The sequence below is a fragment of the Pontibacter mucosus genome (genome assembly GCF_003054055.1).
In the GTDB taxonomy this organism is placed as follows: domain Bacteria; phylum Bacteroidota; class Bacteroidia; order Cytophagales; family Hymenobacteraceae; genus Pontibacter; species Pontibacter mucosus.
Genome location: NZ_QBKI01000002.1, coordinates 671,037 through 684,686, shown reverse-complemented (window position 1 = coordinate 684,686; position 13,650 = coordinate 671,037). Strand labels below are relative to the sequence as shown.

Below are 13,650 nucleotides of genomic sequence, written 5' to 3'. Positions count from 1 at the left end.
TGATCTTTTCCAGATCCAGCTCGTTTTTCTCTTCCATGGTGACTGTGTTAAAGGTAATACTCCTAATCCTTTGACACAGTTTATTTTACAGCCTCCGCAAGTCTTCAGACTTGTGTCCTACAATGGTGTCAAGTTTGCAACTTGACTGGCTTGAAAAGCCATACCTATACTTTGTGTATACTTTATACTTCCTTAGCCACTGCTTCCCGCAACCTGAAGCATGCTATCCTTACTAGCTGCCGTTCATCCTCCAGTCTTACATAAGCTATCGTTTCAACTCATACTTTCTCCCCTCCTAGGCCGGGAGGCCTCGCCTTCGGGCATCGCGCTGTCTACATTTCCTTTGCTGCCCTTCGGTCGCAATGCCGCCACAGCGGCACCGGAAATCTAGAAGGCGCTCAACCCAAAGGCTGGAAACAGAATCGATAGCTTCTGCCTTTGCTATGTAACAAGTATAAGTGTCCCCTTGAGGGGACTACAGGGGTGTTAATACTTTGACTATAAAACTCATGCTTTGGCAACAGTAATGACAAGTTCCCCTCCTTGGCTAAGGAGGGGCAGGGGTGGTTGGACCCGGTCCTACAAAACTCCCTCCCCTGCTCTTAGGATAGGGCCGGGGTGGGGTCTCACCTCCCCCTAAAAGTATAAAACCCGCCACACCTTCCCTACTGTGCTGGATGAACTAGGCAATTTTTTATGTGAACTTGAAAAAGGATGGACAAACACTCCTTGAAGTATAAAATCCGGTGTTGGTGGAGCAAGTATGGGTGTTGCCGGATTTGATTTTTTGTGAAGGAGAAAGCATGCTAGGTTTGAATCATCAAATCAGGCAAGGCGCCTGACTATCAAACCTTAAGCAAGATAAAACCATGAAACCGCTACGCTTCTCTTTTCTTTCCTTCACTATCCTACTGCTGAGCATCTTCTGCGTTGCTGCACAGGCGCAGCAAAACCAAACCATACACGGCATCTGGCTCGGTCAACTCGAAATCAAAAAAGATGTGCAGATGAACATTGCCTTTGAGATTGAAACCACCCAAGACCAGCAACTGAAGGCGGTGCTGCATAGCCTCGACCAAAAAGTGTATGACATTCCGGTAGACGAAGTGGTATTTGACGGCAGCGCCCTGACGCTAAAAGTGCTGGCCCTGAACGCCACCTACAAAGGCGTTTTGCTCGATGCCACTACCCTTCAGGGTGGCCTGGCCCAGAACAGCAAAGATTCCTTCCCAATGAACATGAAGAAGGTGGACAAGCTGCCCGTGGCCCGCGCCAAACGTCCGCAGGAGCCTGTAAAACCCTACCCATACCTGGAGGAAGAAGTGAGCTACCGCAACGAAGCGGCCAACGTGACCCTCTCCGGCACGCTCACCATGCCTGCCACGGCTGGTCCGCACCCTGCCATCCTGCTCATCCCCGGCTCCGGCCCTAACGACCGCGACCAGACCATCTTCGGGCACCGGGTGTTCCTGGTGCTGGCCGACATGCTCACCCGCGCCGGCTATGCCGTGCTGCGCGCTGACGACAGAGGCGTGAACAAATCCACCGGAGACTTTGCCTCAGCCAGTGTGATAGACCTCGCCGGCGACGCTGTGGCGGCCGTGAATTACCTGAAGAACAGACCCGAAATAGACAAAGCACGCATCGGGCTGATGGGCCATAGCCTGGGTGCCGAGATTGCCCCGATTGCTGCCAATAGCTCCAACGATGTGGCCTATGTGGTGCTGATGTCTGCCCCGGCGGCTCCTTCGTCCCCGATGCTCTTCTACGAACAGTGCCGTGCCCACTATACTTCCGTAGGCGTGAGCAAGGCAGGCGTAGACCTGAATGAGAAAATCCTGAAAAAAGCGTTTGAGATTGTGCGCACTGAGCCGGATAACGAAGCGGCAAAAGCTAAAATCAACGCGATGCTCCAAAAAATGGAGAAGGAAGTGGCCAAGCTGAGCCAGCAGGACCGCGAGCTATTGGACATGACCATCCCGCTTAACCCGAAGGAGTATACGCAGTTCCTGTCGCCGGCACACCGCGTGGACCTGTTCCGCAACACGGCGGCAGAGCTACAGAAACTCAAGTGCCCGGTGCTGGCCATCAACGGCTCCAAAGACCTGCAAATCCTGCCTGTTAACCTGCAACGCATCGAGAAGGCGCTGCAGAAAGGCGGCAACCCACACTACACCATCAAGGAGTTTGAGAACAAGAACCACCTGTTCCAGACCACCAGCACCGGCCTTATTGCAGAGTATGGCCAATTGGAGGAAACGATTGCCCCGGATGTGGTGGCTTACATGGTGAACTGGATCAACAGCCTTAGCCCGCTCCAAAGCAGCCGGTAAGCGTCCCCTGTTACACGCACTTCATCTATACTTTCGCGCCATTCATATAAAAGCCAGGTTAAGTTTTAGGCCTGGCTTTTTCATGCTGAAAAGAAGTCATAATTTTGCGCCCGCTTTCGGGGGAGGCTCTCACCCGCGAGCGAAGCGCACCTGACTATCAACAAAATAAGACCATGAAAAAAATTACAACTCTGCCAAACAGCCTCTCGCCCCTATCCTTTCCGGGCCATCCCAGCATCTTTACAATTTTATAACACATACCTAAAATTATGTAAAATTCAGTTGATATGGCCAGCCTAATTTTGCGCCATCAAATCCAGACACACAAAATTTCCTATACAGCCATTACTACAGAATAAAACTATGATGAAAAGATTAACTTTTACATTCCTCTTGCTCTGCCTGCTGGTAACCGCAGTGCAGGCCCAGAGCAGGGTGACCCTGAGCGGCTACGTGAAAGACGGCGCCTCCGGCGAGGGCCTGATCGGGGCCTCGGTAAGCGTGCAGGAACTGCCCGGCGTGGGCATCGCCACCAACGAGTACGGCTTCTACTCGCTTACCCTGCCCCAGGGCGATTACACCCTGCTCGTGACGTACCTGGGCTACATCACCGAAAGCAGGCCCCTGAAACTGGGCGCTAACCAGAAACTGGACGTAGCGCTGCGCCAGAACGCAACCACGCTGAAAGAAGTGGAAATCACCACGCGCAAAGAGGATAACAACGTGCGCTCGATGGAGATGAGCACCCTGAAAATGCAGGTGGCCCAGATTAAAAGTATGCCGGCGCTGATGGGCGAGGTGGACCTGATAAAGGCCATACAGATGATGCCGGGGGTGCAGAACGCCGGCGAGGGAACCAGCGGCTTTTACGTGCGGGGCGGCGGGGCCGACCAGAACCTTATCCTGCTCGACGAGGCGCCGGTGTACAACGCCTCCCACCTGATGGGTTTCTTCTCCGTGTTCAACGCTGATGCTATCAAGGACGTGCAACTGTACAAAGGCGGGATTCCGGCCCAGCACGGCGGCAGGCTCTCCTCACTGCTCGACATCCGCATGAAGGAAGGCAACAACCAGAAAATGGAGGTGTCCGGCGGCATCGGCACCATCTCCAGCCGCCTGACGGTGGAAGCGCCGCTTGTTAAAGACAAAAGCTCCTTTATACTTTCGGGCCGCCGCACCTACGCCGACATGTTCTTTGGACTGAGCAGCGACGAGGACATCAAAGGCAACGATTTATACTTCTACGACCTGAACGCCAAGGTAAACTATACCTTGAATGAGAAAAACCGCCTGTTTGTATCGGGTTACTTTGGACGAGACGTGGCCGCTACTAAGGATATGATGATGAACTGGGGCAACGCCACGGCCACCGTGCGCTGGAACCACCTCTTCAACGACCGACTGTTTTCCAACACCACCTTCATCTTCTCCGACTTTGACTATGCCCTGGGCTCCAAAGAAGAGGAGTCGGAGTTTACCTGGAAGTCGAACATCAAGGACTACGGCATCAAGAACGACTATACGTACTTCCTGAACCCCAAAAACCAGCTGCGCTTTGGCCTGCAGGTAACTTACCACAACTTTATGCCGGCCGAAGTAAAGCCGGGAGAGAAATCTTACATAAACGAGCTGAAACTTAACTCCACCAGCGCCCTGGAGTCGGCCGTGTACCTGAGCAACGAGCACCAGATTACCGACCGCCTCACCGTGGACTACGGTCTGCGCTACTCCCGCTTCACCAACGTGGGGCCGGGTGATGTGTACCTGTACGACGAGAATTTTGAGAATCCGGTGGATACCGTGAAGTACAGCCGCTTCGAGAAAATAAAAACCTATGGCGGGCTGGAGCCGCGCATCGCCGCCAAGTATGACCTGAACGAGGTGAGCTCGATTAAGGCCTCTTACAACCGCACCCTGCAGTACGTGCACCAGGTGTCGAACTCCACCTCGGCCATGCCATTTGATGTGTGGATACCGAGCAGCACCTATGTAAAACCGCAGATGGCCGACCAGGTGGCCGCCGGCTACTTCCGCAACTTTGCCGACAACATGTTTGAGGGTTCCGTGGAAGTATACTACAAGTGGATGGATAACCAAATCGACTACAAAGACTACGCGGAGGTTTTCCTCAACGAGCGCCTGGAGACAGAGCTGCTGCGCGGCACCGGCGAGGCCTACGGGGCAGAGTTTTTCCTGCGCAAGCAGAAAGGCCTGCTGACCGGCTGGGTAAGCTATACTTTGTCGAAGACCGATCGCACCGTGCCGGGCATTAACGACGGCAAGCCTTACGCGCCCCGCCACGACCGCCGCCACTCCGGCAACCTGGTGCTGGCCTACCAGTTTACACCAAGTATAAACTTCGGAGCCAACTGGACCTACAGCACCGGCGGCGCCATCACGATGCCCGTGGGCCGCTACGAGTACAACGGCAAAACCTATCCGCTATACTCCGAGCGCAACGGTTACCGCCTGCCCGACTACCACCGCCTTGACCTATCGGCCACCTATGAGAAACCCAGCAACGAGTTCAAGAAGTATAGCAGCTCCTGGACGCTGAGCATCTACAACGCCTATGCCCGCAAAAACGCCTTCTCCATCTACTTCCGCGAGAGCGAGGACGATCGGACCAAAACCGAGGCTGTGAAAACGTACCTGTTCGGGTTTTTGCCATCGCTTACCTATAACTTCAACTTCTAATCCTCAACGCCTGACATACTATGAAAAAGATATTTTTATACGTGGCTGCCATGCTCACGCTGGGCTTTACCAGCTGCGAAGAGGTCATCGATTATGAACTCCGTACTTCTGACACCAAACTGGTAGTAGAGGGATTGGTAACCGACCAGCCCGGCCCCTACACCGTGCGCCTGTCTACCACCAAAGGCTACCTGGACGAGGGCCGCACTCCCGGTGTGAACGGTGCGCTAGTCATCATCACCGACAACCACGGCAACGCTGATACTTTGGTTACGGCTGGGGATGGCCTTTACCAGACCACCAAGCTGCAGGGCACGCCGGGTTATACTTATTACTTTAGAGCCGTAGTGGCCGGCAAGGAGTATAGTGCCCAAAGCTACATGCCCACCGTTTCGCCCATCGACTCGCTGACCTTTGAGTTCAAGAAGAAAACGCAGATGCAGGACGAAGGCTACTACCCGATCCTCCACTTCCAGGACCCGGCCGGCAAAGGCAATTACTACCGCTGGAACGTCTTCATCAACGGGGAGCTGGAGCCCGACGAGCTGGCCGTGCTCAGCGACGACATCTACGACGGCAACTACGGCCATGCGGATATGTTCTTCCCTGTCCAGCAAGGCGACCTCTTGAGAGTAGAGTTGTACGGCATGGATAAACCGGCTTACAAGTTCTGGTACGCCCTGCAGGCACAGCAGAACTCCTCCGGCAGCCCCTTCGAAAGCACCCCGGCCAATTCGCCAACCAACATCTCGGGCGGCGCCATCGGGTTCTTCGGAGCTTCTTCGGTTTCAGTGATAGAGGCCGTGGCGGAGTAGTTTTAGAACAACTGCAAAGTATAAAGGGAGCCTCCTGGTTTATGCCGGGAGGCTCCTTTTATACTTCATACTTTTTGATGTATGGCTTTATACTTGACTTATACTTTAACCATCTCGCTGCCCCCGCTGGCGCGAGTTTTTAACTCGTGCCTAACTATGGTGTTGGTAGTGTTGGGTTTGTAACCCAGCTGGCTCGAAAAACCATACTTATACTTCGGCTACACTTTTATACTTTAGTTACACTTCCGGTTCATACTTCCCTGAGCCCCTGCTTCCTTCCACTTGAAACAGGCTATACTTTCTAGCCACCGTTCCTCCTCCAGACTAACTTACCTATTGTTGCACATCATACTTTGGAGCTCTCAAGCCCGAGAGGGCTCGCCTTGGGGGTAGGGGCCCTCGATAAGGGCATCGAGCTGCTTTCGCTTCCTTTGCTCCTAAAGTCGCAATGCCTCCCTGTCGCTCGTCACCGGAACCTCTCGAGGGGCTCCACCCAAAGGCTGGGAAGCATTCGATAGCCGCTGCCTATGCGATGGAACAAGTATAGACTGTCCCCTTGAGGACAAGTGAGAACGAGAGTTCGAAACTTGCGAGCAGAGCTCAATAGGGGTGTTTACTTGTAGTGAAATCTTTTGCAATTGGCTTTACACCCCTGTGGTCCCCTCAAGGGGACAGTTTTCTGTAAACTTAATAGTCCTCTTCCCAGGAGAGGCTAGATTTATTCTTGTAGGGACAGGTCGCGACCTGTCCGCACGAGAACAGCCACTACGAAGCTTACACTTCAGCCAAAGTAACTACAGACTCCCCTCCTTAGACAAGGAGGGGTTAGGGGTGGTTGGAACCGGTACTGCAAACTCCCTCCCCTGTTCTTAGGGTTGGGGTGGGGTGATACACAAAAAGTATAAACAGGCATTTCATTCCAGCGCTATACTTTATAACTTACCCGGCTGAAGCAGTGCCACCTCTAAACCCGTGCACCGATGCGTAAACCTTTTACCCTCATCCTGTTATTCATGAGCTTTTTACACGTTCTGGCCCAGTCGCAATCCGCAACGCAGGTGGCGCAGCAGGCCTTCGACCAACACGCCACTTACAAAGAGCCGAGCCTGCAGCACCGCCGCTTTAAGCACCAGGACATCGTGCCGCTGCTGGAGCAACTCCGCCAGAACCCGCTGTTCGAGGTGCAGGTAGTAGGCCAGTCGGTGGAGCAGCGCGATATTTACCTGGTGAAGGCCGGCAGCGGCAAAACCAAGGTAATGCTCTGGTCACAGATGCACGGCGATGAGCCCACGGCCACCATGGCCCTGTTCGACCTGTTCAACTTTCTGCAGCAGTCCGACGCGCTGAACCCATTGCGCCAACAGCTGCTCGAAAACGTCACTTTATACTTTGTGCCGATGCTCAACCCCGACGGGGCCGAGCGGTACCGGCGCCACAACGCCCTGGAGATAGACCTGAACCGCGACGCGCTGCGCCTGCAGAGCCCGGAGGCCCGCCTGCTCAAGAGCCTGCGCGACAGCCTCAACCCGGAGTTCGGCTTTAACCTGCACGACCAGAGTCGCTACTACACAGCTGGCAGCAGCCCCAAGCCCGCCACCATCTCCTTCCTTGCCCCTGCCTTCGACCACGCCCAGACCGTAAACCACGTGCGGGAGCGGGCTATGCGCACGATTGTGGGCATGAACGAGGCGCTGCAGCAGCTGGTGCCGGGTCATGTGGCCAAGTACTCCGACGAGTTCGAGCCTCGGGCTTTCGGCGACAATATCCAGAAATGGGGAACGAGCGTGATTCTTATTGAGTCAGGAGGTTACCCCAACGACCCGGAGAAGCAGCACATACGCCGGCTCAATTTCGCCTCTATCCTCTCGGCGCTGCACCTTATTTCGGAGAACGGCTACACCGCTTACGCACTGGACGATTACTATAAAATCCCGCAGAACGAGCGTAACCTCTACGACCTGGTGCTGCGCAATGTACGTTTCCACCGCGGCGGGCACGACGTGCTGCTGGATGTAGGTGTTTTCCGGGATGAAGAAGATGCTCCGGTTGGCAAGGGCTTCTACCACCGCAGTTCGGTGGCGCAGGTGGGTGACATGAGCATCTTCCACGGGTACGAGGAAATCGACGCATCGGGGTTGCGCCTGGAGCCTGGCAAAATATACGACAAGCCCTTTAAAAGTATAGCCGACCTCAAACCGCGCCGCGCCAGGAGCCTGTTGGCCAAAGGCTATACCACCGTGCAGGTGCAGCAGCTGCCGGAAAGTATAAACCCGCTGGAATTGCCGCTTAATGTGGTAAGCACCTCTAGTAAAGTTGACCACGACTTAAACCTGAACGGCGACGCCAACTTTATACTTTCCGATGAGAAAGGGAAGCTGCGCTATGCTGTGGTAAATGGTTTTGTGTATGACTTGAGCGCTGAAAAGCCGGAGCTGTTCCATGGTCTCGTGCTGTAGTATACTGCTGCTCTAACGGCAAAATATTCCCGGAAAACCATTGGTTCAGCCAAAAGGCCAATGGTTTTTCTTATACCGGCTTTGTATCTTACAGGCTAAATCCGAACCTATCCAACCTTTTAGCCAATGGTTTTAAATTACCTCTGGGCTACCTTTTTCCTGGTGGCCTTTGCAATTGCGCTGTTTCAACTCATCTTTTTTAACGATACCGAGATTTTTCAGAAGCTCGTGGCCAGCACCTTCGACAATGCCAAGCTGGGCTTTGAGATTTCTTTGGGCCTGACGGGCGTGATGACGCTTTGGCTGGGACTGATGAAAGTGGGCGAAAAAGGGGGCGTGGTGGCCATCCTGGCCCGGCTGGTGGGGCCTTTTTTCCACCGCCTCTTCCCGGAAATCCCCAACAACCACCCGGTTTACGGCTCTATCCTGATGAACTTTTCGGCCAACATGCTGGGGCTCGATAATGCCGCCACTCCCCTCGGTCTGAAGGCCATGAAAGAGATGCAGGAGCTCAACCCCGAAAAGGAAAGGGCCTCCAACGCGCAAATCATGTTTCTGGTGCTCAACACCTCCGGCCTCACCATCATCCCGATCAGCATCATGGTGTTCCGGGCACAGCTGGGGGCCGCCGACCCTTCTGATGTATTTATCCCGATACTTCTGGCCACTTTCTTCGCTACACTGGTTGGCCTTATTACCGTGGCCATTTACCAGCGCATCAACCTGTTCGACAAGGTTATCCTGGCTTACCTGGGTACTTTGCTCGTGCTGATCGGCGGCCTGATTTATTATTTCTCTACTATCCCGCAGGAGCAGGTAAGCGTTATCTCCACCGTTGCCAGCAACGTCATTCTTTTCTCCATCATCATTTCCTTTATTGGGCTGGCACTTTTCAGGAAAGTGAATGTGTACGAGGCTTTTATCGAAGGTGCTAAAGAAGGATTCACGGTCGCGATTACTATTATTCCGTACCTGGTGGCGATACTGGTGGCTATCGGGGTGTTCCGGACCTCCGGCGCGCTGGATATGCTGGTGGATGGTATTGCCTACCTTATCGGCCTGACCGGTATGAACACCGACTTCGTGCCTGCCCTGCCGGTGGCCTTTATGAAACCGCTGAGCGGCAGCGGCGCCCGCGGGTTGATGGTGGAGGCGATGACCAATTACGGGGCCGATTCTTTTGTGGGGCGGATGGCTTCCGTTTTCCAGGGTTCTACCGAAACCACCTTCTACATCCTGGCTGTATACTTTGGCTCGGTAGGAATCCGTAAGTCCAGGTATGCGCTCACGTGCGGCCTGCTGGCCGACCTGGCAGGCGTGATTGCCGCCATCTTCATCGCCTACCTGTTCTTCCATTAAGCTTCAGGCAAGCATTTATACTTTTCAACATCGGGCCCGGCTTCGCGAAGTCAGGCCCGATGCTTTTTTATGCTGTTCAGCAAGCTACAAATCCCGGCGGCCTTCGTCTACAGCCCTTCCAATGGTCCAATGAGAGGAACAGAAAGCGACCAAGACAAGCAGCACATATTCAGGTTTAAACAGACAAAGAAACGTTGCAACTGAATCACAGGAATACTATATTCACAAAGTATAATCTCACCTTAACCTATTCTAACCTATGCGACTTCTTTTACTTTTATTTCTCTTCGCGGCGTCTACTGCCGTGGCGCAAAACATCCCGTACCGCTGGGACGAACTCACCGCCAACGACTGGCCCAAAGCCCTCGAGAAGTCAAACCGCACTTGTATCCTGCCCATCGGTATTCTGGAGAAGCATGGCCCGCATGCGCCGCTTGGTTCTGATTTGATTCACGTGCGGGAATGGTCTGCCAGGGCCGCCAAGCAGGAGTATGCCGTTGTTTTCCCGGACTACTTTTACGGGCAGGTGTACGAAGCAAAGCAGCAACCGGGCACCTTCGCGCTGCCCAGCCGGGTGGTATGGGATCTGCTGGAGGCCACTGTGGAGGAAATCGCCCGGAACGGCTTCGATAAGATTGTTATCGTGAACGGCCATGGTGGCAACCCGCAGCTGCTGCGGTACTTTGTGCAGGCCCAGCTGGAGAAGCGCCGCGACTACGCCGTGTACTTCTTCGACCCCGGCCAGGACCCGGCTTTCGCGGAAAAGGCAAAGAAGCTGCGCAAATCTGACCCGGCCGGCGACATGCATGCCGGTGAAAACGAAACCTCTACCCTGCTCTACCTGCGCCCCGATTTGGTGAAGCAGAACCTTGCCACAACGGAGTCCGGGGAAGACCAGAAGCGCATGGCTTCCCTGCCGAACCTCTACACCGGTATCTGGTGGTACGCCAGCTACCCCAACCACTACGCCGGAGAGGGCGCCAAAGCCTCGAAGGAAATGGGTAAGCTCATCACCGAGAACAAGGTGGAAACGCTGGTAAAGGCGCTGAAAGCCGTGAAAGCAGACACCAAAACGCTGGAACTGCAGCGCGAGTACTTTGACAGAGTTGAGAAGGTAGATGCCCGCCCATAAAAGTATGCCCTTCAAAAAAGTGCCTATACTAAAAAAGCATCGGGTCCGGCCTTGTTAGGCCGGACCCGATGCTTTTAATCTCGGAGAGGCAGGTGCTGCGCTCTCACATTCATACTTTCAGGAAATAGTCCCTAAGGACACTATTCCATCGAAAGTTTTCGCTTATAGGAAGGCTGCAGTAGCAGGTAATCGAGGGAGTATCTTCCGCTGCCCATCAGCAGCAGCACCACGTACGGAATCAGGTACAGGATGGCCAGCTCTTTTTGAGCAAAGGGGTCTGCGCTATGCACATAAAACGCCGCTACCAGCATGGTGATGAGCAGAGGGATAGCAGCCAGTCTGGTGCCCAGCCCTCCCAGGATAAGTATAGAACAGACTACTTCGGCAAAAACGGCCAGGGCAAGCGAGATGCCGGCACTCAGGCCGAGCACCGCCGGAAACTGGATAGGTCCGTCTCCGAAAAGTTGTTCCATTTTGGGCAGCCCGTGCACCAGCATCAGGAAGGCAACCGCTACCCTGGTTATCAGTAGCGCCACATCAATGCCAGTGGCGCTCGGATATACGTTCAGAAGCCTCTTCATAGTAAGTTCCTTTAAGTATGGATTACTGGATAAACTCGCCGTCAGCCTTGATGCGTACTTCGTCGCTAATCATTGGAGCCGGGAAGCCGCTACCTAAGTTAAAGTCAGAGCGCTTGATAGTGCCTGTTACCTGGAAACCAGCCGTTTGCTTCTTGTTCATTGGGTTCTCTACAGATCCTTTGTACACCATATCCATGGCTACAGGCTTGGTTACGCCGTTCATGGTCAGGTTACCGGAAAGCTTGTAAGCGTTTTTGCCAGCTTTCTTCACGCCGGTGCTCTTGAAAGTAAGCGTCGGGTATTTCTCCACGTTAAAGAAATCTGCGCTCTTCAGGTGGTTGTCTCTGTCTGCCACTCGGGTGTTGATAGAAGCGGTTTTGGCTGTCAGTTCAACCTGCGCGTCGCTGAAGTCAGGCTTTGTGGCGGTAATGTTCACGTCGAAATCATCAAACGTTCCGGAGATATCAGAAATACCAAGGTGCGTTACAGTGAAACCAAGCTGCGAGTGAGCGTCGTCGTTAGTCCACACGCTGTTGATGGCAGTAAAAGCAGAAAGCGAAATGAAAGCGAAAATGATTAAAAATGCTCTTTTCATAAGAAGTTAAAATTTGTGTTTAATTAAATTATGGTGTTGAAATTTAGTTGAATTACTGTTTCAGGATTATCCGACTGGCCCTTTATACTTTCCCTTCTGTTGCAGAAGCATCGGTTGTTCCGGCACCTGCCACCACCGGGCGATAACCGGCCGTACTCACCAGCTCCGAAACCGTTTGCAGGGCTTCCGCGTCGTCTCCGGCGATGAAAGCCTCTGCCGGTTTGCTGCCTGTGAAGGGATTGGCAGACACCCTGACCGCCTTAGCGTAAGGCAGCAGTTTTTGCAGCTCCGCCACCACACCCGTTGCCGGAGCATCGTGCGCGTTATCCTGCGGGCTGGCCAGGCTGATGACCACTTTCTGGTTCACCACCTCCCGTATCCGGTCAGCCACCTCCTGCACTTCTGCAAAAGGCACTGCCAGAACGATGATGTCCGCTTCCCAGCAGGCGTCCAGCGTACAGTCCAGGGCCTCCACCTCCGCTGCGGCGATGTGGCGCTTTACCGCATCTACCACTTTCTGTACTTCGGCAAGGTCACTTCCGCAAAGCAACAACCGGTAATTGCCCCGTAACAGGCTACTGGAAATAGCTGTGCCCGTACTTCCGGAGGCTCCTACAATGGTGATGGTTTGCTTTGTTATCATGCGCTGTACTTTGAACAATACAAAGGTACGGCGGCAAGGGGCCCTGTCGCATTGCGTATTGTCAAGAAAACCCGTTGATTTAAATCAAGAGATTTGGAGGATAGGAAAACTACCTGCCCGAGGAGAGCTTTTTGCGAATGCGGCTCAGGGTTTCAGGGGTAAGGCCGATGTAGGAGGCAATCATGTGCTGGGGTACACGCTGCGCGATATGCGGGTAGAGGTTGATAAAATCCTGGTACCTTTCCTCGGCCGTGGAGCTGATGATGGTGGTTATCCGGCGCTGCATGGCCAGGTAAGCGCCTGTTATGTTCAGGCGGGTGTAGGTTTCATACTTGGGAATTGTCTGCAGCATCTCTTCGTGCGCCGACTTGCTGATGAGCACCAGCTCGGAGTCCTCCAGGGCATCGATGTTGTACACGGCGGGCTCCCCCGTCAGGAAACTGTAGAGGTCGGAGATGGTCCATCCCTCCAGAGCAAACTGGATGATGTTCTCAGTAAAGTTTTCGTCTACGGAATAAGCCCGTAGCGCGCCTTTTTCCACAAATGCGATGAACTTGCACACGTCTCCCTCCTGCAGCAGGTATTGCTTTCGGCGGAGCTTCTTGGGAGTGAGGTAGTGCTTTATCTGCTCCTGCTCTTCCGCTGTCAGCGGAACCTTCTTGTTAAATTCCTCAAAAAATAATTCGTACATGGAGCGCGCCTGTTTCTTTGCGTTGAAGTTCTTCCCTTCTTCCTGATATTACTCTTCCGGGGTTAATACCGTTTACTCTCGCAAATGTTTTCGCGTTGGCGCGCTCTTTATGCTTTACAGGACTCAGGTTACGATTTATACTTTGGTGAAGGTGTAAACCCACCCCTACCCCTCCCGAGGAGGGGAATTGTCTGTAGCCGATTATCATCCCCTACCCCCTTCAAAGGGGGACTTTTCTCCCACTCCTAATTGCTGGCGCGGGTTTGCAACCCGTGTCCTCTTATCTTCTCGGATTTGTAATCCGACTGGACCGGAGGCCCAAACTATACTTGGTCACGAGCGTGGGCG

10 protein-coding genes are annotated in these 13,650 nt (G+C 53.7%); 6 read left to right on the top strand and 4 right to left on the bottom strand.

What is annotated here, in order from left to right; genetic code table 11:
- The first annotated feature begins 869 nt into the window (after positions 1-869).
- The 6 genes from C8N40_RS06420 (at position 870) to C8N40_RS06395 (ending at position 10,792) form a co-directional block, all read left to right on the top strand.
- The gene (locus tag C8N40_RS06420) at positions 870-2,333 is read left to right on the top strand and encodes an alpha/beta hydrolase family protein (protein ID WP_108210944.1); all 1,464 of its coding nucleotides are present in this window, start codon (positions 870-872) and stop codon (positions 2,331-2,333) included.
- Between the two features lie 363 nt (positions 2,334-2,696).
- Positions 2,697-5,030, top strand: a complete 2,334-nt coding sequence (locus tag C8N40_RS06415) for a TonB-dependent receptor (RefSeq protein WP_245905018.1) — start codon at positions 2,697-2,699, stop codon at positions 5,028-5,030.
- Between the two features lie 20 nt (positions 5,031-5,050).
- Complete coding sequence (locus tag C8N40_RS06410) at positions 5,051-5,845, top strand: DUF4249 domain-containing protein (RefSeq protein ID WP_108210943.1); 795 nt, start codon at positions 5,051-5,053, stop codon at positions 5,843-5,845.
- Between the two features lie 980 nt (positions 5,846-6,825).
- A complete protein-coding gene (locus tag C8N40_RS06405; RefSeq protein WP_245905017.1) occupies positions 6,826-8,301 on the top strand; it encodes a M14 family metallopeptidase in 1,476 nt (491 codons plus the stop codon).
- Positions 8,302-8,427: 126 nt separating this feature from the next.
- Complete coding sequence (locus C8N40_RS06400; protein WP_108210942.1) at positions 8,428-9,660, top strand: nucleoside recognition domain-containing protein; 1,233 nt, start codon at positions 8,428-8,430, stop codon at positions 9,658-9,660.
- 259 nt (positions 9,661-9,919) lie between these two features.
- Positions 9,920-10,792, top strand: a complete 873-nt coding sequence (locus C8N40_RS06395) for a creatininase family protein (RefSeq protein ID WP_108210941.1) — start codon at positions 9,920-9,922, stop codon at positions 10,790-10,792.
- Between the two features lie 140 nt (positions 10,793-10,932).
- Here the strand turns inward: C8N40_RS06395 and C8N40_RS06390 are convergent, their stop codons facing one another.
- The 4 genes from C8N40_RS06390 to C8N40_RS06375 all read right to left on the bottom strand — a co-directional run bounded on the left by C8N40_RS06390 (position 10,933) and on the right by C8N40_RS06375 (position 13,302).
- The gene (locus tag C8N40_RS06390; protein WP_108210940.1) at positions 10,933-11,373 is read right to left on the bottom strand and encodes a DoxX family protein; all 441 of its coding nucleotides are present in this window, start codon (positions 11,371-11,373) and stop codon (positions 10,933-10,935) included.
- A gap of 22 nt (positions 11,374-11,395) precedes the next feature.
- Complete coding sequence (locus C8N40_RS06385; protein ID WP_108210939.1) at positions 11,396-11,968, bottom strand: YceI family protein; 573 nt, start codon at positions 11,966-11,968, stop codon at positions 11,396-11,398.
- Between the two features lie 82 nt (positions 11,969-12,050).
- Positions 12,051-12,611, bottom strand: coding sequence for an NADPH-dependent F420 reductase (locus C8N40_RS06380; protein WP_146173523.1), 561 nt, complete (start codon positions 12,609-12,611; stop codon positions 12,051-12,053).
- Between the two features lie 109 nt (positions 12,612-12,720).
- A complete protein-coding gene (locus C8N40_RS06375; RefSeq protein WP_108210937.1) occupies positions 12,721-13,302 on the bottom strand; it encodes a Crp/Fnr family transcriptional regulator in 582 nt (193 codons plus the stop codon).
- Positions 13,303-13,650 lie beyond the last annotated feature (348 nt).